Origin of the sequence: Peptoniphilus rhinitidis 1-13 (assembly GCF_000246925.1) — a bacterium.
In the GTDB taxonomy this organism is placed as follows: domain Bacteria; phylum Bacillota; class Clostridia; order Tissierellales; family Peptoniphilaceae; genus Peptoniphilus_A; species Peptoniphilus_A lacydonensis.
Genome location: NZ_BAEW01000011.1, coordinates 23,103 through 46,951, shown reverse-complemented (window position 1 = coordinate 46,951; position 23,849 = coordinate 23,103). Strand labels below are relative to the sequence as shown.

General features: G+C 37.2%; 17 protein-coding genes. 2 read left to right on the top strand and 15 right to left on the bottom strand.

The window, feature by feature from the left end; translation table 11 throughout:
• Positions 1-45: 45 nt before the first annotated feature.
• The 7 genes from RH95_RS06940 to RH95_RS06905 form a co-directional block, all read right to left on the bottom strand.
• Positions 46-543, bottom strand: a complete 498-nt coding sequence (locus tag RH95_RS06940; protein ID WP_000342539.1) for an antirestriction protein ArdA — start codon at positions 541-543, stop codon at positions 46-48.
• Positions 544-659: 116 nt separating this feature from the next.
• Positions 660-881: a hypothetical protein gene (locus RH95_RS06935; RefSeq protein WP_001009056.1), complete on the bottom strand. Its 222-nt coding sequence runs from the start codon at positions 879-881 to the stop codon at positions 660-662.
• 42 nt (positions 882-923) lie between these two features.
• Positions 924-2,129 carry a MobT family relaxase gene (mobT, locus tag RH95_RS06930; RefSeq protein WP_000398284.1) on the bottom strand — a complete coding sequence of 402 codons (1,206 nt, stop codon included), beginning with the start codon at positions 2,127-2,129 and terminating at the stop codon, positions 924-926.
• Between the two features lie 177 nt (positions 2,130-2,306).
• Entirely contained in the window at positions 2,307-3,692 is a 1,386-nt protein-coding gene (locus RH95_RS06920) for an FtsK/SpoIIIE domain-containing protein (protein WP_000813488.1), read from the bottom strand.
• Between the two features lie 28 nt (positions 3,693-3,720).
• Complete coding sequence (locus RH95_RS06915) at positions 3,721-4,107, bottom strand: YdcP family protein (RefSeq protein WP_000985015.1); 387 nt, start codon at positions 4,105-4,107, stop codon at positions 3,721-3,723.
• Between the two features lie 15 nt (positions 4,108-4,122).
• The gene (locus RH95_RS06910) at positions 4,123-4,437 is read right to left on the bottom strand and encodes a YdcP family protein (RefSeq protein ID WP_000420682.1); all 315 of its coding nucleotides are present in this window, start codon (positions 4,435-4,437) and stop codon (positions 4,123-4,125) included.
• A gap of 340 nt (positions 4,438-4,777) precedes the next feature.
• Complete coding sequence (locus tag RH95_RS06905; protein WP_010247058.1) at positions 4,778-5,251, bottom strand: TetR/AcrR family transcriptional regulator; 474 nt, start codon at positions 5,249-5,251, stop codon at positions 4,778-4,780.
• A 308-nt stretch (positions 5,252-5,559) separates the two neighbouring features.
• Here RH95_RS06905 and RH95_RS06900 point away from each other — a divergent pair, with 308 nt between their 5' ends.
• Together RH95_RS06900 and RH95_RS06895 are read left to right on the top strand one after the other, a co-directional pair.
• Positions 5,560-5,916: a plasmid mobilization protein gene (locus RH95_RS06900; RefSeq protein WP_000013547.1), complete on the top strand. Its 357-nt coding sequence runs from the start codon at positions 5,560-5,562 to the stop codon at positions 5,914-5,916.
• 2 nt (positions 5,917-5,918) lie between these two features.
• Positions 5,919-7,250, top strand: coding sequence for a relaxase/mobilization nuclease domain-containing protein (locus RH95_RS06895; RefSeq protein WP_001018662.1), 1,332 nt, complete (start codon positions 5,919-5,921; stop codon positions 7,248-7,250).
• Positions 7,251-7,318: 68 nt separating this feature from the next.
• Here RH95_RS06895 and RH95_RS06890 read toward each other — a convergent pair whose 3' ends face one another.
• The 8 genes from RH95_RS06890 to RH95_RS06855 form a co-directional block, all read right to left on the bottom strand.
• Positions 7,319-7,978: a single-stranded DNA-binding protein gene (locus RH95_RS06890; RefSeq protein ID WP_000384996.1), complete on the bottom strand. Its 660-nt coding sequence runs from the start codon at positions 7,976-7,978 to the stop codon at positions 7,319-7,321.
• Positions 7,979-8,018: 40 nt separating this feature from the next.
• Complete coding sequence (locus RH95_RS06885) at positions 8,019-16,736, bottom strand: helicase-like domain-containing protein (protein WP_010247056.1); 8,718 nt, start codon at positions 16,734-16,736, stop codon at positions 8,019-8,021.
• Positions 16,737-16,817: 81 nt separating this feature from the next.
• Positions 16,818-17,849 carry a PDDEXK nuclease domain-containing protein gene (locus RH95_RS06880; RefSeq protein ID WP_001030694.1) on the bottom strand — a complete coding sequence of 344 codons (1,032 nt, stop codon included), beginning with the start codon at positions 17,847-17,849 and terminating at the stop codon, positions 16,818-16,820.
• A 28-nt stretch (positions 17,850-17,877) separates the two neighbouring features.
• Positions 17,878-18,057, bottom strand: coding sequence for an AbrB/MazE/SpoVT family DNA-binding domain-containing protein (locus RH95_RS06875; RefSeq protein ID WP_000389423.1), 180 nt, complete (start codon positions 18,055-18,057; stop codon positions 17,878-17,880).
• Positions 18,058-18,137: 80 nt separating this feature from the next.
• Positions 18,138-19,850: a DNA topoisomerase 3 gene (locus tag RH95_RS06870; protein WP_007391818.1), complete on the bottom strand. Its 1,713-nt coding sequence runs from the start codon at positions 19,848-19,850 to the stop codon at positions 18,138-18,140.
• Between the two features lie 94 nt (positions 19,851-19,944).
• Positions 19,945-21,489, bottom strand: a complete 1,545-nt coding sequence (locus tag RH95_RS06865) for a CD1107 family mobile element protein (protein WP_000858450.1) — start codon at positions 21,487-21,489, stop codon at positions 19,945-19,947.
• Positions 21,464-21,703 carry a hypothetical protein gene (locus tag RH95_RS06860; protein ID WP_000817944.1) on the bottom strand — a complete coding sequence of 80 codons (240 nt, stop codon included), beginning with the start codon at positions 21,701-21,703 and terminating at the stop codon, positions 21,464-21,466. The genes RH95_RS06865 and RH95_RS06860 overlap by 26 nt, the downstream gene beginning before the upstream one ends.
• 11 nt (positions 21,704-21,714) lie before the next feature.
• Positions 21,715-23,847: a CHAP domain-containing protein gene (locus RH95_RS06855; protein WP_000516790.1), complete on the bottom strand. Its 2,133-nt coding sequence runs from the start codon at positions 23,845-23,847 to the stop codon at positions 21,715-21,717.
• Positions 23,848-23,849: the final 2 nt, after the last annotated feature.

Below are 23,849 nucleotides of genomic sequence, written 5' to 3'. Positions count from 1 at the left end.
ACCCCGTAAAATAGAAAATCTGCCAGTAGTAATGTACCGACAGATTTAATAGACGATTTCAAAAATCCCATGATTGGTTGAGATAAACGTTCCTGAAAGGTCTAAATCCCGACCATAGGCTTGATAATCAATATAGTTTTGAAGACTAGCTGGTACTTCGCCTAAAGCACCCGTTTCTTCAATGTAGTAGCGTGCCACGTCATACATATCATCACAATCGGAATGAATGATAATATCCTCTTGATGTTCGCTTAGTTCTTCAATGCTTGAAAAATGAGTGAGCAGAGCAGATAGCTCCGATTGTAATTCTTCGGGTAATTCCGATACCATTTCCCATAGTCGATTGAGTTCGCCAATGGAAGTGTATTCGTCAACCGTAAAGGGTAACTCGTAGTCATGAATGGCGTATTCCTCATATTCATCATTCAAGCCGATTTTCTCTTTGACTTCCTCAAAGTCAATGGGAAAGGTAAACCACGCACCGACCAATTCGCCCTCATTGTATTTGCCTAAATTCGCAATATAGACTTGCATATCGTCCATATATTCACGTCCTTTCTTTGTAGAGATTCAAAAATCCCTACCGCACTTCGTTTGGTGTACCATTCCTTTGCGGAACATAAGAAAACCACTTATATTCCACAAAAGAACGGTTTTATTTAAGCACCAATAATGCGATTGAATAGCTCTAGTAAAATGTCTTTTACTCCAGCAGCGTTGAAGACTAAGCCAACCGCAATAATCGCAATAATTAAAAAGCCAATCAGTTTGCTAAACTCACGCTTGAAGCCAAGATACAAGCCAATCACAACGATTGCTAAAAGCACCAGTGATTGAGCGTTTGATAGAAACCAGTTATAAAGGTTTTGTCCAAAATTCATAAAAATGTTCTCCTCTCTATATTCAATGAATTTGTATTTGAGTTATTTTTTTGTTGTTATCACGTCCTGTTCTTTTACTGACTGTTGCTTCAAAATCTGCTTGTGTCGGTCTGTCAGTTTCGCATGGTCGAGAATGTCTTTTACAACCTGCGTCTGGTTGATTTCATCAAGTTTAATCGCAACCTTTAAGGTCGGGGCAACTTGATGAGATAGCCAGTTCAGCGTCCTTTGGAAGGAGTAAGGCTCTGGTTTTGTGGTTAGTTTTAATCGTTCACGATTGTTCCCAATAAACCAAGCCCATTCTTCATTCAGTTTCCAATCAGAACGAGGTTTGGAATCGTCTTTATCTACAAAACGGATATACCGATTGATAATTTTAAAGGCGGTATGCTCTGGATTGTCATAGACGAGTAAATCACGGACTGCATAATAGGCACGCTCATTTTTCAATCGAATCTCAAAACGGTTTTTTACTTCTGCGTCTTCAATGGGAATATCATTTTTCTTGTACTGCTCGTAGTCCTTTTCATAGATACAGAAATAAACTTCACTTTGTAATGAACCGATATAGAGGGTGTTTCCCATACATTCCTTTTCCTCTTTGCGTACCAGTTCGCCACTGCGATAGCTTTTAAAACTGCGGAAGACGGAGATACATTCTTCCTGTTGGCACTTTTCAGTGAGTACAGGGATATTCAAAATCCCTGTCTTATCGTTAATGGCAAGGTCAAGGCGTTTCATCACACCGCCAGCCACCAAAACGTCCATAAAGAACTCATACCAGCTTCTTTGTTGTGCCAGAAGATAGCTTTCAAATTGTCTGCACCCACGACCTTTCAATTCCACCAGAACTCCTTTGTCCAGTTCATGGGAGCAAAGGACGAATATGTCGCCTAAAGCATAATGCTCTGAATAAGAATAGAAACCATAGTCCTCATGAAGAAAATAGGACAGTTTCAGTTGTAAGATGTTTTCGACCACCTGCTGTACGTCTGTTGTCGGAAAGCGAATCCTTACATAATCAAACAGCATTTCAAGGGGAGCGTCGGGATTGAAGCGTTCCAGAGCTTCCCAAAGGGACTGCTGTAAATCCTCTGATGGCTTGACTTTTCCTGTTTCAATATCGCTTAGATACTGCCTTGTAATACCAGTCGCAACAGCTAAACGGTTTTGAGATAGTCCATAAGCCAAGCGTTTTTCTTTTAAATGCTGTAACCAAGTTTGTTCATTCAGTAAAAATCCCTCCAATCAAAAAGGCGTATGTCAACTTTTAAAGCCCATTTGACATACGCTGAAATTTTGTAAATCCCTTGTAACCAAAGGATTTTCTAATGTTTTTTTGACTGTTTCCTGTCGATTTGTACCCCCCTGTTAGATACGGGGGGTTAAGTGCTGGCGTGGCTATTGCCACACCAGCCAGCAAGATCAGTCCACACCTGCGACTTCCGCTTCGCACGTCGCCTGCGTGGACTGTCTGCTGTTGGATAACTTTTTAATTTCCTCCAAGAAATCATATCCTTTTGGTACAAGGGGAGTATAAAACTCTGATATGACACTTGTTCCTACATCAACATAGCCACGACCTTTGATTCGCTTTAAGAAGAAATCCTTTTGTACGTCACTGCCAAACATCATGCCATAGCCCATTTCAGACATACGACCTAAAGCCACTCTGAAATTAAACTGATCACGGATTCCGTCGCCTAAATATTTTGCGTCTGGACGTTGACAAGCCAGTATTAGAAAGAAGCCAGCTTGACGACCTAACATGACAATCTGTTTCAGCTTATTCATAACTGCGGTGTTTTCTTTTGTTCCCAGCATTTCCATGAAAGCGACGTATTCATCAAAGATTAAGAAGTGTGCCGGGAGACCTAAGTAAGCATAATTTTTGCCAGTCTTATAGTTCTTCATCTGCTTCATTTCCTCACTACGTTTCATCATTTCTTCATAGAATGTTTCAATGCAAGAAAGCAAGTCTTCTTTTCTATAGTAGACATTTGCCATCACAGAACCTAAGTCCGCAAGGTCAGCATTTTTCGGGTCAAGAATATACAGTTTTGAATCTGTATGAAGCAAGGCTTCAATCAGTGTCAGTATAAAGTAAGTTTTACCGCCACCTGTACCACCAGCAATCAACATATGAGGGAGCTTATCATATTCCCACCATACGTTTTTCATTAAGCGAAGTTTACCATCTTTAGCTTCTACTTCATCAATAGAAATACGACTGGCTATGGTGTCATAGAGCAAAGTATATTCCACATAGGAATCCTTTAACTCTTTATCCGTCAGCTCACAGTACAAGCCACTCTCTAATTTCTTTTCCAAGTGTAAGAGTTGGTCTTGATATTTTCCCAGCGTGATTTCCACCCGTATCTGTATCAAGCCATTTTTAAGTCGATAATACATTTTAGGGAAGTAGGTTATCTTTTCCTTTGTACGACCAGCACTATCTTTAAAGAAACCCTCTGTTTTGACCTGTTCAGATTCATACCACTTGTTTTCAAGTATCATCTTTGCCAGTTTTTGACGGTGGTAAAGTTGTTTAACCGTATCATAGCGAACCCGTTTGAATACAAACGCTACCAGCAAGCAGATAAGAATTGCGACACTGAAACTGATAATTAAATAGGGAATGTCAATCTTATCTGCTTGTGATAGGTTAAAATCCTGCCAGTTGATCTGCTGGATTGTCTTCACATGAAACAGTCCGACAACCAGCAGGAAAACAGGCAGGAGTGACGCTATCGTAAAATGAAAGACTAAATCTTTACCAGATGGGCGAATCCTTTTACCACGCTGTTTCATGCGAAAAAGTCTCCTTTCTACCTAGCGACTATTTGTCTTGTGTCGGTTCTTTCTTTGCTTGTGGTTGAGCTTTGAATGAACTAGAATCCTTTGTCAGCACAATATCGTCTGCCTTGATATACCAGTCAACATCTGCTCCTTGATAGGTGGCAGTAGCAACGGTGTCCGCAATGGGATTGATAAGTTCCACCCGTGCGTTATAATCAAACTCTTTCAAAGGCACGCTGGCAGGAATACTTACTTGAATCATGCGTCCTTGTCCTTTGGATTTTAAGTCATAGGTACGTTCCTTGATTTCATCTGAAACCGACCCGTCTTCATTTTGGATTCTCACTTCACGACGTAGAGCAGAGAATTTCAATTCTCCAAAAGTCGTGTCTTTATCTAATACAATGCCATTTGCTAATCTCATCATTTTTCCTCTCTTTCTTTATTCTTTTATCATGTCGTCAGCATGTAAAAGGTAATTTGTAAAACCACGAGTGCCGATTTTGTAGCCCTCTGCGGTAATACGTGGATTGACTAACTTCACACGTTCCTCAAAGCCGAAATGTTTTTCGCCAGCTTCAGCAGGAAGCACCACCACAATATCATCTGCTCTTTGAACATCAGAATAGAGATTATAGCTTCTTGATAAGACAGTTAGCCGTCCGTTGATTCTTCGCTGAACGACTTTATCCTCGCCAGCAAATTCTAAATTGCCGAATGTTTTTTCCATGTTGGGAATCACAAATTTAAGTTCCATATTTTTACCTATCCTTTCTTTTTTATTGGCTGAATGAATGTTTGATGGTCTTAAAGAGTGGGGAACGACCTTTTGATTCTTGATTTTTTGTTTTCATAAGTTCACTTCCTTTCAAAATCGGGTAAAAAAATAGACACCTCATTTTTTGAAGTGTCTACCTATTAAATATTCAAATTTTATTGGAAGTATCTTTATATCTTCACTTTTCAAGGATAAATCGTCGTATCAAAGCTCATTCATAAGTAGTAAATTAGTAGTAAATTGAGTGGTTTTGACCTTGATAAAGTGTGATAAGTCCAGTTTTTATGCGGATAACTAGATTTTTATGCTATTTTTATACTTAAATAATATGAAACGCTTTATGTCTATTTATATCTTCCTTTTCCACAAGAAGCTCTATATAATTATCATATTTCGTACCATATGATTTATATATTAAAAGATTAAATAAATCTTTTTTGCTAAACATATATAATGCAGATTCAATTGACCCTTCAATGTTAATTTTTGATAAATCTTCTCCACAATTTTTTTCTATATTTTGAAAAGATTCCTCTTCAAACTTGTTATAAAAACCCAAAAGTTCTTTTGCCAATGGATCAACTAAACTGATAAATAAATCTTCTTTGTCATTAAAATGCCTGTAAAAAGCACCCGTTGTAACTCCAGCATCTTTACAAATTTTTCTTAAATTAGCTCGTTCATATCCATCCTTCAAAAAATTCGCTTTACCACTATCCATGATTTTTTTATGTGTAAGCTCATATCCATTCAAATCTGCCATTACTCTGCCTACTTTCTCTTTACTGATCAATTTCCCGCCTCATCTTGATAACTTAGTTATCATTTTAATATTGTCGATCATGTATGTCAAGTATTTTCTGGAACTCTAATAAAAAAAATGGTACAATAAATACAAATAGTTTTATACACGCTTAATGCTTGCTACTCTAATTATTCTTTTGTAGCTTTTGTAGCTTTTGTAGCAAGCACAGTAAGTGTACGGACACTTACGGAAAATTGACGAAGCAGCCCTTGGGGATCTGCTTCTTTTTTTATCAATTTTTAGATTGTTAGGGAGAACCCTAAGACCCCGAAATACATTCAAAGGAGGAACTAACTATGGCAAATAGATTAAGAAACGAAAGACTTGAAATTAAACTAACTGAAGAAGAAAAGGCTCTTTTTGAAGAGAAAAAAAGACTTGCGAAGTGTAGAAACATGAGCCATTTCATCCGCAAATGCGTTTTGGAAAAGGAAATTTATCAAGTGGATTTAGAGCCTTTCAGAGATTTACAAGGCTTACTTTCTAATGCAACAAACAACATCAATCAGATTGCAAAGCGAGTAAATTCGACAGGTGTAATCTACAAAGAGGACATAGGTGATATAAAAAAAGAGATTGAACATTTCTCAAAAGAGCTGTGGCAAATTCATTCACTACTTCTGAAAAGAACATCTGAAACGGAAGGTGAATAATAATGGCTATTACAAAAATACACCCAATAAAATCGACTCTTAATCTTGCTATCGACTACATTGTAAATGGAGATAAAACAGACGAGCAGCTTTTAGTAAGCACTCATAAATGCCACGAATCAACTGCTCACACTCAGTTTTTAAGGACACGAAATGACGCAGGAACAAAAGGAACCGTTCTTGCAAGACATCTCATTCAATCCTTTTTACCGGGAGAAACAAGCCCTGAATTGGCTCACCAGATTGGTATGGAGCTGTGTAAAAAGATACTCAAAGAGGAGTACGAATTTGTCTTATCTACTCACGTAGATAAGGGGCATATCCACAATCACATCATCTTCAATAATGTAAATATGGTAACAGGTAGGTGCTACCAGTCTAACAAGAAAAGTTACCACCAAATCCGTTATCAGAGTGATAAACTCTGCAAAGAAAATAACCTATCCGTTATTGACGAGTTTTACGAAAGCTATAAGAAAAAATACAAGACTAACGGTAAATCTTGGTATGAAAATGAACAGGCAAAACATGGCACTTCTTGGAAAAGCAGGCTTCAATTTGACATTGACAGAATGATAAAACAGTCAAAGGACTGGGACGAATTTTTAAAGAAGATGGCTGATCTTGGCTATGAAATCAAATACGGTAAGCACATTGCTTTTAAGCCAAAAGATAAGGCGAGATTTACAAGGACTAAAACAATCGGAGAAGATTATACCGAAGAAAGATTAAAAGACCGCATTGCAGAAAGAGAGTTTATCAAGACTCCTGCCGTCAAAAAACGCATCAGCAATGTTATTGACATGAACACCAATGCAAAGGTAAAGGAAAGCAAAGGCTACGAATATTGGGCAACCAAACATAACCTTCATACAATGGCTGAGTCTGTTATTTATATCAGAGAACATGGCATTAAATCCGTTAAACAGCTTGACGAGTATATTCAAAAAGCAGCTGATGAAAGGCAAAATATACAAGAGAAAATCAAGTCTATTGATAAGGAAATGCAGAAGCTTTCCACCACTATGGAGCAAGTTCATACCGTTAAAAAATACAGAGCGTGCTACAAGGAATATACTGCTAATCCGTCTGACAAGGCATTTTTTGAAGAGTACAAAGCTCAGATTACCCTATATGAAAATGCTCTCTCAGAGCTTAAAAAATCCTATTCCAAACTCCCAAATTCAAAGGATATTTTAGCTGAACTTGATAAATTACAAGAAAAAAAGAACACCCTTATGCAAGAGTATTCTTCCTCAAAATCCACTATGGACGAGCTTTATAAGATACGAAAAAATTACGGAATCTACATGGGTAAGGAGATGGAGAGATAATCTTTATCTCCTTTTTTCGCAAATAAAAAAAGAGTCGGTGCAGTCCCAAGACCACACCGACCATAAATTTATCTCTCAGCTTCTTTTGATGTTTCTTTCTTTTCTTTAGGCTTTTCCTTATCTTCAGCCTGATATTTTTTGATAGCTCCAAGCACAGACTCTTTCTTTTCATCTCGACCTTTCATCTGTTCTTTTGCCTTTAAAAGCTTTGAAGAAAGTATCCTGATGTTAGTATGTTCCTTGCCGTTATCGTCAACGGAAGTTCTGATCTGTCCAAAGAGTTTTACAAAATCTCCCTGCTTAAAGTCTTTTGGAATATCACCCTTTTCTCCGTATGCGGAGCAATTATGATATACCTTATTGCCCTCATCATCTTTAGATGCCACAGAGAAGTTTACTACTTGAAAGGCTTCGCCGTTCTTATTTTCCCTTTCAACTACATCGATCTTTCCTACAATATTTCCAACGATATTGACAAGATTATCTTTCTCCTCTTGAACATAAGGAAGATTTTTAATCTGCCCCTGTTCTCTTAAATCTTCAATCATGTAATCAAATTCCTCATGCAGTAAATTAACGGTGTCATTGTCCATATAAGCCTCATAGAGCTTATCCAAAGCACTTTCATCGTTGATACCTTTTTCCATGCTGATAACCGCCTTAACAAAGTCCTTGTGATTATCACTTACCATATCTTCTATCTGATTTCTCATTGTTTTGTAATCCATGTTTTATCTCCTTTCATGGTAAAAGGGAGGTTTCCCTCCCTTATCGTACATATTCCTGTTCTTTTGCAGTTTGTTTTTCTTCTGTTTTACTTTCTTCCTGATAGGCTCTTATCTGTCCTAAGATAGATGGTTTATCACCCGTTTTCTGTGTGGCTTCCTCTTTGGTATGCAAATTATCTTCAACATCATAGGTTGACTCAAAATAATCGCTGTCCTTAAAGTCATTGTCGTATCTGTCAGCAATTCCATCATTATCAAGGTCTTTAGAAAGTGGATCATAGAAGTTACCTTCATCATCAATGTCCAGTCCCAGAGCTGCCTTTAAGTCCTCGGAATCCACATAGACTAAATCTTCAAAAGAGGATAGCTCTATTTCATTTTTCATATTCCTTAGAGCTTCATTTTCTCCTTTGTTTTCATAATCAAAACTCTCCGTTTTAATCGGTATATCTTCAATATACTGTGTCCATGTCTTATCCTCTAAGTTAAGCTCATATTGGATGCTGTGTCTTTCGTCAGGTGTATTGGTATAGGCGATGCCGATGTGCTTTAGATCAGGATATAGAGTATCAAACTCATCATAACTATGATTTTCTTCATACTCTCTGTTGCAGAAGTCAATGATGGCTCGTTTTACATCTTCTACAAGGGGATTATCATTTCTCTTTTCTTCCACTTCTCCCATATCAAGGAGCTTATTCAGTTCTGCCAAGCGAAGCACATTATCCTTTAGTTCATCAGCTTTTTCAAAAGGCTTTTGTAATTCCTCTTTGGCATTTTCAAGCTGTTCTTTTGTGCCGAGGAGCTTTTCTTCAAGCCTCTTTAATTTCTCAGGCATTTTCTCAAGAGCATTATCAAACCTTGTAATATTACCGTCCGCACTCGTTCCAAGCTCTCCTGAATGCTTTGCAGCACCGTTTAAGCTGAAGTTATGCTCATTGGTGAAGAAGTTGTAGCTTACCTCTAAGTCCATGTTTCTATACTTACCGATAACCTTGCTTTCATTGATTTTCACTTTAGAAATAGCTTCAAGCAACTTTTCTCCGGCTAACTTTTTATCTAATATCTTCTCACCACCGATAGTAATAGAAGTAAACTTTTCCTCTCCTTCAGCTTTTGCTTCTACATCTTTAATATCTTTCTTTACAGCCTCAATGAGTTTTTCTGTCCTTGCAATTTCTTCCGGATAGTTTTTAGCAACCTTATCCTCTAATCTGTAACGGTTGGACTTATAGTTTGCTTCAAGCATTTTAAGTTTTGTAACCTCATTATCCAAATCCATCTTTTCCTTAATCTTCGGATCACCTGTAGCAAGGGCTTTAATCTCTGCATAGTTTAAGCTGCTTTCGTCCACATCTTCCGCCACTCTGACAGGTGTTTTACTTGTCATAATCTGAGAAATGAACTTCTGTTTATTCTCGATGGTCTGCCAAAGGTACGCATCAAAGGTATTCTCCGTTACATATCTGTATATGCTGACTTCTTTGTTTTCATTTCCCTGTCTTACAATTCTGCCCGCACGCTGCTCAAGGTCGGCAGGACGCCATGGGACATCTAAATCATGAAGTGCAATCAGCTTGTTTTGCACATTCGTTCCGGCTCCCATTTTCTGTGTAGAACCCATCAAAATACGAATTTCGCCTTTTCTTACCTTTGCAAAGAGTTCATCCTTTTGCTTATCGGAATTTGCTTCATGGATAAAGGCTATTTCTTCTTTCGGTATTCCCATTGCCACAAGTTTTTCTCTAATATCATCGTAAATATTAAACGCTCCATCTCCTTTTGGAGTTGACATATCGGAGAAAAGAAGCTGTGTGGACTTATTTTCTTTTGTCTTATCCCAAATGGAAAAGACATTTTTCACGCACACATTGACCTTGCTGTCAGGATTATCCGGAAGCAGTGGATTGATTAAACGCTGATCTAAGGCGAGTTTCTTGCCGTCATTAGTAATCTTCAGCATATTATCTTCGTCAGGCTCTACTACCCTGTTTCTCACATCATCAGCTCTTTCCGATAAGCTCTTTAGGATTACCTTTTGCTCCTCACTTGGCAAAGTTTTAATAACTTCATAGTGTGCTTCAGGTGTTGGAAGATTTAGCATATCTGCTGTCTGAATATCCGCAACTTCTTTAAACATAGACATTAGTTCAGGAAGGTTATAGAACTTGGAAAATCTTGTCTTTACTCTATACCCTGTTCCCTCCGGAGACAATTCAAAAGCTGACTGCGTTTCACCAAAAGTAGAAGCCCAGCTATCAAAATGCTCCAAATTATTCTTTTTAAGGCTTTCATACTGAAGATAACGCTGCATAGTATAAAGCTCTGTCATCGAGTTACTGACAGGCGTTCCTGTGGCAAAGACAATTCCTTTTCCACCTGTCATTTCATCCATGTATCTGCACTTCATAAACATATCGGAGGACTTAAAGGCTTCAGACTGTCCAATACCTGCTACATTCCTCATTTTTGTGTAAAGGTATAGATTTTTGTAATTATGTGCCTCGTCAATAAAGAGCTTATCTACACCTAATTCTTCAAAGGTAATGACATCATCCTTCTTAAAATCATCGTTTAACTTTTCAAGCCTTGTTTCAAGTTTCTTCTTTGTCTTTTCAAGCTGTTTTACCGTAAAGTTTTGGTTTCTGTCATGCTTATATTCTTCTACATAGTTTATAATTTCATCAATCTGATCCTGAATATGCTTTTCCTGATATTCCTTACTCATCGGAATTTTTTCAAACTGCGTATGCCCGATTACAACGGCATCATACTCTCCTGTGGCAATTCTTCCGATAAATCTTTTTCTATTTTTCGGCTCAAAATCTTTCTTATCTGCAACCATAATGTTAGCTGACGGATATAGCTGCATAAACTCACGACCGATTTGACCTGTTAAGTGATTGGGGACAACAAACAAGGACTTACTGCACATTCCAAGCCTTTTACTTTCCATCGCAGACGCCACCATTTCAAAGGTCTTACCACTACCTACCACATGGGCAAGCAAGGTATTTCCTCCATAAAGGCTTCTTGCTATGGCATTTCTTTGATGAGATCTTAAATCAATTTCTGTGGTCATTCCCTCAAGGGAGAGCTTGCTGCCGTCATATTCTCTGTTACGGATAGAGTTAAAACGCTCGTTATATATCTTTACAAGACGGTTTCTTCTTTCCTGATCGTTAAATATCCAGTTCTTAAATTCTTCTTTTAGAAGCTCCTGTTTCTGCCCTGCAAGAAGCGTTTCCTTTTTATTTAATACAGAAGTTTTCGAGCCGTCCGGATTTACAATCTGATCAAATACCTTTGTTTCTTTTAAATTTAGAGCATCTTCAATCAGCTTATAGGCATTTACCCTTGAGGTGCCGTAAGTCATCTCTGCAAGGTCATTTCCTCTATCCCTGCTCTTTCCTTCTACATTCCATTCGCTTGTCAGATTTGAAAATTTAACCTTAATATCCCATTTGGCATATCCCGGAGTTTTAAGCGTTTCAAAGATGAATTTTTCAATATCCTTAATCGGTATCCAAGTAGCTCCGAGTCTTACATTGATTTCACTTGCTTCAAGCTCTTTTGGAAGAACTTTTATTAGCTCTGCCTTTTGGTATTCCAAACGGTTCATCTCATAGCTTATCAGCTCTTTTTCTTTGCCATCTTCCGCATAGCCAAGATGAGGCAACTCTCTTTCCGTTTGTCTTAGCTTTGCAAGATAGCTGTCTACAATAGCAATCTTATCTCTGATATTTCCGCTTAGGTACTCATTCTTTGTTACATAGCCGTACTTATATGAATTACTGCCGTTTGCACAGGCAAAAGGTAAATCTCCATCTTCAAGGTTAAAAGACAATGGTCTATAAAAGTTTTGTTCTTCTCTGATGTTTAGATAGATTTCCCCTCTAAGTTCTTCTATCAAAGTCGGTCTGTCTTTTCCTGTAAGGCTTCCCATATACTCAAAATCCACATATCCTTTTTCTGATACCGATAAAACAAGAGCTTCAAGGGAAGTGTCTACATGGTCGATAACCTTCGCCTTTGTGATTGTTCGCTTGGAGAAAATATCTCCCTTTGCTTTGAAGTTTTCTTCTTCATCAAGGATTTCAATGGAAGAAACAAGCGGGAAGTTGCTATCCTCTTTTAAGGCTCTGGTATTAGAAAGGTTGTTGACATATCCATGCTTCTTAGAAAAGCTGTCATAAATTTCATTTAGTTTTTCCTGAGCTTTCTTTACTTCATCATCTGAAAAATCTTCTTTCTGTTTGTAAATAACGTCCTTTAAGGCAGCATTTAACTCAAGATAGTCCTTAATCTTTTCCTTGTTTTTATCCGTTACTTCTTTCTTTACAAACAGGGAGTTTTCTCTGTAATAAACTTCATCATCAATAATGGTGTAGGAGAAATTCTTGACATCGTCCGTTGCGGGTATTGTGCTGATTTCATCATCAAGTAGCTCTATTTCTTCATAATTAGCATTTTTAGCGATTTCTTCGCTTGCTTTTGTCAGTAGCTCCTTTAAGTCTGTGTTTTCTTTTGGCAGGCAAGCTATTGTATTCCCAAATCTTCCGGATATTTCTTCCATAGAACCAAGCACCTGTTCAGGATGATCAACAAAGTATTTGTTATATAAAAGCCCGTTTTCATCTTCAGCAAGGTGAATCCAATCCTCATCCCTTTCTCTGATACTGTCCCTTTTCTTTAGGAAGATAATATCTGAGGTTACTTCTGTTCCTGCTACGCCCTTAAAGGTATCGTTCGGAAGTCTTATCGCTCCTAAAAACTCTGCTCTTGCTGCAAGGTAGCGTCTTACACTTTCGTCCTTTTTATCCATCGTTCCGCTTGATGTAATAAAGGCAATAATACCTCCGTTTCTTACTTTATCAATGGACTTGGCAAAGAAATAATCATGGATAAGGAAGTTATTTTTGTTATACTCCCTGTCATTTACCTTATATTCTCCAAAGGGTACATTGCCGATAATCGCATCAAAGAAGTTATTTGAAAAGGAAGTTTCTTCAAGCCCCTTAATCTGTATATCACTTTCAGGGTATAAGAGTTTTCCAATTCGACCGCTTACTGAGTCAAGCTCTACACCATAAAACTTAGACTTGTTCATTTCATCAGGGATATTGCCTATAAAGTTCCCTATTCCCATACTTGGCTCTAAAATGTTTCCCTGTTTAAATCCCATATCCAAAAGTGTCTTATACACTCCGTCAATCACTGTTTTCGGTGTGTAAAAGCTCGTTAAAGTAGATTCTCTTGCAGCTTCATATTCTGCCTGCGATAAGTTCTCTTTTAGAAAGCTCCTTACTTCTTTCCACTGTCCGCCTTTTTCTTCATCGAATACATCAGCAAGTCCTCCCCAGCCAACATACCTTGCTAAAACTTTCTGAGCGGTAATATCTAAATCTCTCTCACCTCTTTCAATTCGATTTAACATCGAGATTGCTTCAAGGTTATTGTTTAATCTCTCACTTGGAGATAACTTGTCAGGTAGCGTTTCTTCTTTAATTTTGAAGTTATGAGCTTCTGCTTTCTTTATTTCTACTTCTTCAGTAGTCTGCTCTGGATGTTTATATGTTTGATTTTGAAATACCCTCTCAAGGTCGCCTTCCAGACGATAAGGAATCACATCGGAGCCTGTTATCATACCGCCAAGATATTCTGTATTGTCCTTAACCGTTACCGTCTTTAGGTTATTTCCCATATCATCAAAGCGTGTGATGGTATAGTCTTTATCCTTGTATTTGACTTCATCTCCGACAATAAAGTTCGGTCTTTCAAGGCTTATCTGCTTCATAAGATCCTCATTATCTGTAAAGGCTACAATCGGAATTTGATGATTGCCTTGCCTTACAGGATCAAGCCACAAGTCATTTTTTCCTGTGATTTCATTTTTAGAAATTTCTCTGACTTTGTATTCTTCATGATGAAAGTAGACGGTATCACCTGCTTTAACTGCAAAATCCTCTAAAGGGATTTCCTCTTTTTTATTCAGTTCTACTTCTTCTCTTTCTTTGAGGTAATCAAATAAGGTAGCTTGAACTGTGTCAGCCCTTCTAACTTCTTCTGTTTCTTCAGGTGCTTCAAGTTCTTCTTCTACAAAGCTAAGTTCTCCATTAAAGACAGACTGAAGCTCCTGCTCATCCATCTGCTTTTTAAGTTCTGTATCTTTCAGCTCTCTAAAGGTCTTTGGAAAATCTTCTAAAATAAGCCTTTGGGCATTTAATTCCTTTAGTTCTTCAAGATTAAAATATCCCCATTCAGGTTCAATCCCAAGTACCAGTCCAAAGGCATCGCCACTTTCCCTGTCATATTCCGTCATATACCAAGTCCAATTAGAACGGAAAGGAATGATATATGCAGCATGAACCTCTTTATCCGCTAATGCTACATCCTCCTGTGCGTAAAGCTCCGGCACTCTTTCAAGCATTTCATCGGTCATTAAGTTTTCAGGAGCATCTTTGGAATAATATTGTGGTTCTTCAATCTTTGACTTGTTTTCTGTTTCCTTTTCTTCAAGATAAAGATTTTTAGAAAACAGCTCGTCGATATGCTTTGCAACACTTGTCCAAGTAAGAAACACATCATTACAATCATTTTTCTGTAATTTAAGTCCCTTAGCATCGTGCCATTCATCACTTCCCATTGCTCCGGAAACAGCATGGGAATGTCCTCCAATTCCATATTCGTCTTTTAAGAAATTCGCTTTTTCCTGAAGCGTATGATTTTCTTTAAAAAACTTGGTGATTCGTTCTTTTCCTCTATCAACGCCACTTCCTCTTGAAAGACTTTCAAGGACTTCATCTTCTGTAATAAAGGACTTTACCTTCGGAAGTTCTGTCAAATTGGTGCTATATTCCTTTCGTGGCAGCTCAAGTTCCTGTAATTTCTGATAAAGGCTATCTACCTTGTGATAGTGAAACCTTAGTACATTCCTATTTTCTTTATATCCTGCTATAAATCTGTCATATTCTCTGATTGTTTCTTTCAGATACTCAGGATTTTTTAATGCTTCAGATAATCTTTTTGTTTCTTCCGAAAAGCCCCCACCTCTTTCAAAAAGTTCAAAATATCCTTGCTCTTTTCCTTCTTCACTTAAATCATGAGATAGATACCATAGAGATTCTGAAATCCGATCTCTTTCATAATCAAGAGCTTCAAAAAGCTCTACATTTGTAGCAAATTCCCCACTATTAAGAAGTTCATTTATCCTCTTTGCAGCATCATTCCAGTTTAAGACCTGCGTATCATCTTCTCTTGCAGAAGTTCCATAGGCTAAATGAATGCCTTTATCCGAATACCAGGAAGATACTTCTCTTTCATCAATGTAAAACCCGTTTCCGCCTTTAAAGGTATCTTTGAGGTATTCTCCCAATTCTTCTACTGTTTTTTCTTTGGAAAACTCAGCAATAACAGGAAGTCTGCCGCCATCGTGATTTCCTCCGTTAATAAGGACGGTATCTATATCATTCTCAGTTAGCGGAATCGTAAGGCGTGTCTGTCCATAGGAGTTTTCTGGTAAAGAAAAAGAAGCCTTTTCAGCTTCTCTTATCTCTACATCAATATTTTCTCTTAACCTTCTACTATTTCCTTGATCGTCATCTCTTTCAAAGCTGAAATCATTGCTTTGTACTGTGGATTGCTCTCTCCCTCTATCTTCCAAGCTGCCATCAGCTTCGGCTTCTCTCTTCTCATAAACTCTATCGCCTGTTTCTGAATGTCCATCAGGTGTCCTGTCAACTTCTTCTCCTTGTATAGATCTACTAACATCTCGAAGTTGCTCTGCTCCTCGCTCTGTGAAAGAAACTCCAGCCTCATCACTGCGTAGGTCGGATTTGGATACTTCCTTATGAAGTCCGTCTCTTCCTCCAAGCTGTTTAGCGTATTCTCCCTGATTTTCTCTATTATCTCGTCTGTACTCTCCATTTCGGAGAACTCGCCCGTTTTCATTTCTTCCCTGATCATCTCGTCGAAGTACATATTCTTCTACCTCCTCCAATTCTTCTTTAATCTTATTATATCCCGCTTCTTTTCCTCTTAAAACTTCTTTTTGCAGCTCAAGTTCTTTGCTTTTTTGAATGGTCGCATCAATAATCTTTCCGCTAATATCCGATACGCTTTCACCAAGACTCATTAGAGATATGCTGTCAAGTCTTTGAAAATTCTCTCTTAAAAGCTCATAATCTATCGAATAATCTAACTTAAATCTTGATGCTACCGCATAGCTTACCGAGTCCCTTACAAACTTTGTAAAGGATATTCTATCCTCATCCGCTATTCTAAGTTCATTCATTAAGGTATCTATTTTTTCATCACCGTAGAGTCTGCTTAAAGAAAAGATGTTTTCAAGTGTGCTTTTACTTTCCTCATAGCCCTCGCTTTTTATCATTTCCTTTAACACATCTTGATGATTTTCTTTGTCAAACTTCCAAAGATTTACTTCGTTGACATCTCTGTTTCTTGAAACTGTCTGACCTATATCAAAAATATAGTCCACTTTCTTGAATGTGCCATAGTCCTCTAAAATGGGGATACCTTTCTGTCCTCGCATTACTGTTCTATTAAAACGTTCCCTCCAGTAGTCAAACTTGGCACAAGCTATTGCTTCAGGATTTTTATCATAGATACTTAATTGACTTCTAAAGTCATATCTTTGATTGTTTCCGACAACCTTTAAGAGCTTCAGATACTCTGCTTCACTATGAAGCACATCTTGTTTTATAAGCTCCAAAATGTTATGAAAATCATTTATTCGCATTTTTACCTCCTTCGTTTTTCCAAACAAAAAAGGCGGTTAGATTTTACTCTAATCACCTTTTACGCATTATATTATTAAATTTTATTCGTTTGTTTCTTCCGCAATATCTACATATTCTTTTAATTTTCGTTGCAACAAATTCTTATCTATCAGTTTTAATGTATACTCCGATACCATTGTAGGCGAAAGACTTCTACTTAATGCAAATTCTACTACCTCATCATCTTTTGAAGCACAAAGGATTACTCCTACGCTTGGATTTTCAGTTTGTTTCTTTACTTCTCTATCCAGTGCTTCTAAATACAGGTTCATTTTTCCGATATATTCCGGCTTAAACTCTCCAATTTTTAATTCAAATGCAACTAAACAAGATAGTCCCCTATGATAGAACAACAAATCTACATAGTAATCATGATTGCCAACCTGTACCCTATACTCATTACCTATAAAGGAAAAATCTTTCCCAATCTCTAAAATAAAGTTCTTCAGATTCTGGAGAATTGACTTCTGAAATTCTCTTTCATTTCCAATCTTGGGAGCATCAAGAAATTCTAAAACATAACTGTCCATAAACAAATTATGCGTCTCTTGTTTTGCCCTTTGTATAGCAGGCAAATCGTTACTATTTGAAAGCATATAACGTTCATAATAGCCACTGTCCATCTGCCTTACCAACTCTCGGTGAGTTAGATTCTCCTTAATTGCTAAGTTAATGTAGAATTCTCTTTCTTCTTTACTTTTAGATCCTGACATTATTTTCAAATGATTAGACCAGCTCAATTGTGTCAACAACGTTGACACTTTTTCATCATCCTTATATAGCTCATAGAATTGCCTCATTCTATAAAGCCCCCTACGGGTAAATCCTTTTAAATCAGGATAATTTTCAGAGAAAAAATCGGCAACATTTTCCACAAAATTTGACCCATAACCTGCTTCTTTACTTTTCTCACTTATATACTTTCCCACTTCCTGATACATCAAAATCAATTCTTCATTGACTTTTCTATAAGCACGATCCTTTGCACTTTCGACAATCTTAACAATATCATCAAACTGATGATTATCTTTTCCAATATCTGTATTCTGCAATACCATCTTATCCTTATTCATTGTTTCACCTACCTCTAAAAACGTGCTGTTATTTTTTAATGTTTTCTTCAATAAAAGCCTTAGAATTTTGAATTTGCACTTTATCTTTATTAACTACAAAAGTAACATAATCTCCATTTTCTAAATTTAAAAGTTCCCTTATCCTTTTCGGAATAGTAACCTGTCCTTTTGCCATAACTTTTGCAGTATCCATAAATATATCTTCCATATTTACTTCCTTTCGCCCTACTTTTCCTACAAAATTATAGCACTTTTGGAGTATTTTTTCCACTCTGAATTAGTTATCTCTTACTTACTATATGTCAGAACAACCTCTTTTATTTCATTTTCAATTGCTTCTAAAAATTCTTCCTTTGAAGATTTCCCTTTGGCAATATCCGCTAATTCCATTTCCCACTTTGCAGTTGTTTCCGCTGACTTAAAGGTATCGGATACTATTGTTACAAGGCTGATCCCCTTATGCGTGGCAATCAAATTTTTCTTATCTCTTTCGACAAAACCCTTATAGATTAAGTTTTCAATAATTCCTGCCCTTGTTGCAGGTGTTCCAAGTCCCTTTCTTTCCACTTCTACACCTTTTTCTAAGGCTTCATTTCCTGCAATCTCCATAGACTTTAGAAGCGTATCTTCAGTGAAGTGTTTCGGTGGTTGAGTAAATTTTTCTTTAATCTCTTTATTTTCAATACTTAAAACATCACCGATACTTACATCAGGAAGCTCTATGAACTCATTCTTCTTGGACTTGTATTCTTTAAGGTATTTGCTAAAGCCCTCGTCTCTAATTACCCTTCCTGAACTTGTAAATTCAAATCCGTCAAATTCAGCTACAATCTTTGTTGTGTTTTCGACTAATGGATAGCCTACACTTGCGTGAAGCTTATTAGAAATAAGCCTATATACCTTCGCTTCACTATCAGGGATACTCGATAAATCTTCACTTAACGAGCTTACTGTCGGAATAATAGCGTGATGATCCGTAACATTTTTTGAGTTAAATACCGTCTTGATACGCTCTGTATCAAAATCATTTTTTCCTAAAATGTTATTGACCGTACTTACAATCATATCTTCCGTTAAGCATCTGCTGTCTGTTCTTGGATAGGTAATTAGTTTCTTTTCATACAGGCTTTGAGCATAATCAAGCGTCTGCTTTGCTGAATATCCAAAATATTTATTACACTCTCTTTGAAGTGTTGTTAGATCAAAGGGTAAATCCGGCTTTGTAATCTTTTCTTTTTGAATGACATCAGTTATTTCAATATTATCGCCTATTAAATTAATAAGCTGCTCTGCGGTTATTTCATCACCAATTTTGTCTGTCGATAATGTAAAGCCGTTCATAGAAAGCTCTACGGTGTAGTATTTTTCTTTCTTAAAATTATTTATTTCTTCATCTCTTTTTACAATCATGTAAAGCGTTGGGGTTTGCACTCTCCCGACACTGTAATTTTGCTTATACAGGCAAGAATATAGCCTACTGATATTCATTCCGACAAGCCAGTCTGCAATAGCTCTTGCCTGTGCCGATTCAAAGAGCTTATCGTAATCTTTGCCATTCTTTAGATTGGAAAATCCCTCTTTGATAGCACTATCTTCCATTGACGAAATCCAAAGACGCTGCATTTTCTTTTTGCATTTAGCTTCGTTATATACCAGTCGAAAAATACTTTCTCCTTCTCTTCCCGCATCGCACGCATTGATAACTGTATCAATCTCCTTATCATTCATCAGTTTTTTAAGGATATTAAACTGCTTTTTTGTAGCCTTTGCCACTTCAAATTTGTACTGCTTCGGAATAATCGGCAAATCCGATATATTCCACTTAGCGTATTTTTCATCATAAGCGTCCGGATTTGCCATCTGAATTAGATGGCCTACGCACCAAGATACCTTATATCCATTTCCCTCATAGTATCCATCTTTCTTTTTTGTAGCTCCTATTACCTTTGCAATTGATATAGCTACACTCGGTTTTTCTGCTATCACAAGTATATGTTCCATGTATATTTTTCCTCCTGCTTTCATTGTAAAAGGGCGAAAGATTTTACTCTCCCGCCCTGCGTTTGCACCCATAACAATATATTTTAAGATGCATTTATTCTTCATCATAAGCTTCTGTTTCTTCTGCTTCTCCTATTTCTTGCTCACTTTCTGCTTCCGAAAAGAAATCATCATCTTCTTCCTCTAATGATTCAAGCTCCTTATCCTCTTTCTTTTTTACGACCTTAAAGTAATAACCTGCTCCTAATGCTCCGCCTATAACAAGAAGCAGAATAATATATGTTCCTAAATTACTCTTTTCTTCTTTTTTCTCAGGCTTTACTTCTTCCTTAGTTGGCTCCTCTTTGCTAATCTCCTGCTTCGGAGCTTCTTTCTTTTCAACCATATTTAGAAGATCATCTTCAGATACTTCCGTTAAAAGCATTACATTTTCTTGTGTCTCATCGTGGTTGATGATGAGATGGAAGGTCTTACCGTTTTTCGTTTGAAAGGTAATAAACTGTCTTGCATCAGCAGAATACAGATCTGTTTCTTTGTTATCACCGCTATCCCCGTGATGAATTGGATAGTCCTTATTCGCATTGTCCTTATTTTCCGTAACGGTTCCTCTTGCCTTTGACGGAGCAGAAGCTACTCCCTTATTGGTATTTACAGTCTTACTTGTCCCGTCCATAGATGAATCCTGATTGTTATTGGCAGGAGCTTTCGGTGTCAGCTTATTAGGATAGCGAATATCTTTCTCTTTCGTTTCAGAATTACTTGTATCTTTTACAGTATTTTCTGAACTCGCCTGTGTAGTTGTGCTTTTTCCTGTATTGTTTACAGGTGTTTGATTTGAAATGCCTGAGTTTTTCTTAATTCCGGAAATAGGACTGTTCAGTGCAGGCGGATTAGATATTACGGGAGCCTTGTTTGCTTCATTTGCCTTTTCCTCAAGCTCTTTAATCTTTTTATTCAGCTTATCCATTTCCTTCTTCATTTCTTCTGATAAGTCCCTATTTTCCTTATCTTTTTTCATTTTTTCTTTCAAGCTTTCAATCTGGGCTTCAAGTTCTTTGATTTTTTCTTTCTGATTATCGCTTAATTTGTCTTTATCCTTCATTTCGCTATTTAACTTATCAAGTTTTTCCTGAAGCTCCTTAGCATCTTTTTCCATTTTGAAAATATCATTTTTAGAAAGCTCTGTCTGCGTTGATTTATCTTCCGTCTTTGGAGTTTTCGTCTGCGAGCTTTCATCCTGTTTCGGCTTTTCTTCTTCTGTCTGAGTCTCTTTATCTTTAGCCTCAGTCTTTGCTACCTTTCGGATAATTTCATCATTTCCATCGCCTTTTACTTCATAAAATAGAAACTCATCAATAAATTTCATATTATCAGGGAGCATCGGCAGATCACCGCTGTCAAGAAGCTGTCCTTTCTCAGCCTTTATCTTTTCTTCCTTATAAACTTTTTCATCTTCAAAGATATACTTTACATTTACTTCCACTTGTGTTTGGACAGCTTTATCGCTTGTAGGTGCTTCCGTTAAGCTTTGCTCATGAGCATAAACAACTGTCCAAAGACCCAAAAGGCAGCTTATACTTACAACGACTGCAAGTGCTGCTGTCCAAAACTTCTTATTCTTTTTCCAACTGGTTTTCATTTGACTTCTCCTTTTTCATTTCTACTCTTTGTCTGTTTACCTTTGCCATCAAATCACTGATTGTAATGTTGTTCTTTCTGCAAATGGCAATGATTTCTTCGTTTTCAAGTTCTTCTTCACGAATAAATAAAGGCTCCAATTCTTCATCAATCAAAGCCTTTTTATCCTTCAACTTCTTTATTTTGTTTTTCACTACCGTTAATTCTCGTTTCACATTGTTACCTCCTATTTCTTTACGTTTGGTGGGAATCCAAATCCTACGGGATGATGCTTGCAGAAAGACGCAATCCAATTGTCTAAAGTGGTTACTCTTATTCGTCCAATATTATCCATAACTTTACCATCTCCAATATAAATTCCTACATGACCATAGGTAAGTCCTGCTGTGCTTCCACTACTACTGCTTTCCACCGCTACAAGCATTCCCACCTTGAGTTTTGACCTGTCTGATGTAAAAGTATAGTTTCTGTACATATCGCAGGCATTTCCGCCAATATATCCAAGACCTGCATTTTGATAGACCTGTGAAACCCACATGGCACACCAGCCTGCACCCGGAGATGGCGTGATGTATGCAGCATTAACAATCTTCTTTTGAACTTCACTTGATGCTTCATACTCAACTCCACCACCTACGCCACCATTTGCACTGATAAGGTCAGAATTTCCAAAGGCTTCTCCCATATTTCCTTGTGCAAGGAATAAGGCTTCATAGTGCTTTAAGTTATCGGGATAATCAGCAAAGACCTTTCGGATAATGCTGTCCATCTCTTTTTTATGCAGCGTTACAATGAGCTTTTTATACTCATAAGGTTCTTCATGACTTTCGGTATATTCGTTGCCATCTTCATCGGTATAGGTGTCTGTAACTGTCCTGTATCTGATTTCAACTTCTTCCCTATATTCAAGGTCATACATGGACTCAAACAATTCTTTTAATATGGATTCTACTTCCGATACACTCTTTACCTCTCCACATCTTGATGTAATATAGGATAAAAGCTCATGGACATTATGACCAATATACTCTGTATTATTTAAGATGTACTCGTCATAGCCGGGATAGTTATTTTTGACATGATCAACCTCATTTTGAAGCTCACTCTCCATAGCAGAAAAGCTCTGATTGATTTCATTTAGGACATTTGGCTTTGACAAATAGCTTGTTGTAAGAATAGAACTTGTGGAGTTCATAAAGCCTGTCATTCCCGTTCCTGCAAAGTTGATAAAGAAAGTTCCCAAAATAATAAGACCTATGAAAATAATCATAAGTCCCTTTGCTTTTCTTAATATAAATCTCTTTGAGCCTTTCAACGAGCCAATGAGGTTTTCTTTAATCCGATCTCTGAGCCTTGACTTATTCTCACGACGAATGGCTGCCTTTACCTGATTTTTCTTTTGAAATCTTTTATAGGCATTTGCTCTTTTATATTCATTCGTCTTTTTCAGGTTCTCTTTGGCATCACGAAATTCAAGCTTCGATTTTCGCTTCCTGATTTTATAATCCTTATTTGTAAGATCGTATCCTTTCTTCGCCTTTTTCTTATCAGAATATTTCTTTATGCCATGAATGAGTTTCGAGCTTGCGTCCGCTGTCTTTTCTCCTGCCTCTACCCCTTTATTTTCATCACTTCCATGAGAAAGATAATCCCTTACGGTTTCACTTCCTTTGGCAAGTCCTGAAAGGGCAGATACCTTTACCATATCTTTCTTTAGCTTTTTCCTCTGCTCTTTAGAAAGGCTACTATAAACTTTTTCGCTTGCAGCATCTTTTCCAGTCTTTTTACCTTCAGATTTATTTCCCTTTGACACATCTTCTTTTTTTCTTGTATAAAGGCTTTCGGTGTAGTTTTTCCTCTTATACTTTCTCTTTTTAGCCTCATGAGTTATAGAGGAACTTCCAAAAAACTCATCTTTTTTATGGAGATTATCATCCACATCATAGGTCGATTCAAAGTAGTCGCTGTCCCTAAAGTCATTATCGTATCTGTCTATAATCCCGTCATTATCAAGGTCTTTTCCTAAAGGATCATAGATTTTTCCATCCTTTACCTCCGTAATATAATCCGATCTTCCTGTTTCACTTACAGCAGCTATACTATCCTTATCAGAAGCTCTATATCTTGCATTTCTCTTGGATGTTCCATAAGCCTTTTCATTATCAGAACTTACCTTGTTTATTTTCTTATGAACCTTGTCCTGAAATCTGTCTTTGTCATGGACGATTTTTCCTCTGTAATCATCGTTGTGCTTTAGCTTACTTTCTTCAGATGTAGTGAATGTTTCACTATGGATCATTTCTCTTTCAAGACTTGCCTTATGCCTTTCCCTAAAATCCTTTTTCAGCTTTTTCCCCATAG

Coding starts and splice junctions, on each gene's coding strand:
- RH95_RS06910 (WP_000420682.1), bottom strand. CDS start 4,437: ATGGAACTTAAATTTGTGATTCCCAACATGGAAAAAACATTCGGCAAT.
- RH95_RS06875 (WP_000389423.1), bottom strand. CDS start 18,057: ATGGAAGATATATTTATGGATACTGCAAAAGTTATGGCAAAAGGACAG.
- RH95_RS06885 (WP_010247056.1), bottom strand. CDS start 16,736: ATGCGAATAAATGATTTTCATAACATTTTGGAGCTTATAAAACAAGAT.
- RH95_RS06865 (WP_000858450.1), bottom strand. CDS start 21,489: ATGAAAACCAGTTGGAAAAAGAATAAGAAGTTTTGGACAGCAGCACTT.
- RH95_RS06940 (WP_000342539.1), bottom strand. CDS start 543: ATGGACGATATGCAAGTCTATATTGCGAATTTAGGCAAATACAATGAG.
- RH95_RS06920 (WP_000813488.1), bottom strand. CDS start 3,692: ATGAAACAGCGTGGTAAAAGGATTCGCCCATCTGGTAAAGATTTAGTC.
- RH95_RS06895 (WP_001018662.1), top strand. CDS start 5,919: ATGGCTATTACAAAAATACACCCAATAAAATCGACTCTTAATCTTGCT.
- RH95_RS06890 (WP_000384996.1), bottom strand. CDS start 7,978: ATGGATTACAAAACAATGAGAAATCAGATAGAAGATATGGTAAGTGAT.
- RH95_RS06870 (WP_007391818.1), bottom strand. CDS start 19,850: ATGGAACATATACTTGTGATAGCAGAAAAACCGAGTGTAGCTATATCA.
- RH95_RS06855 (WP_000516790.1), bottom strand. CDS start 23,847: ATGGGGAAAAAGCTGAAAAAGGATTTTAGGGAAAGGCATAAGGCAAGT.
- RH95_RS06880 (WP_001030694.1), bottom strand. CDS start 17,849: ATGAATAAGGATAAGATGGTATTGCAGAATACAGATATTGGAAAAGAT.
- RH95_RS06900 (WP_000013547.1), top strand. CDS start 5,560: ATGGCAAATAGATTAAGAAACGAAAGACTTGAAATTAAACTAACTGAA.
- RH95_RS06915 (WP_000985015.1), bottom strand. CDS start 4,107: ATGATGAGATTAGCAAATGGCATTGTATTAGATAAAGACACGACTTTT.
- RH95_RS06935 (WP_001009056.1), bottom strand. CDS start 881: ATGAATTTTGGACAAAACCTTTATAACTGGTTTCTATCAAACGCTCAA.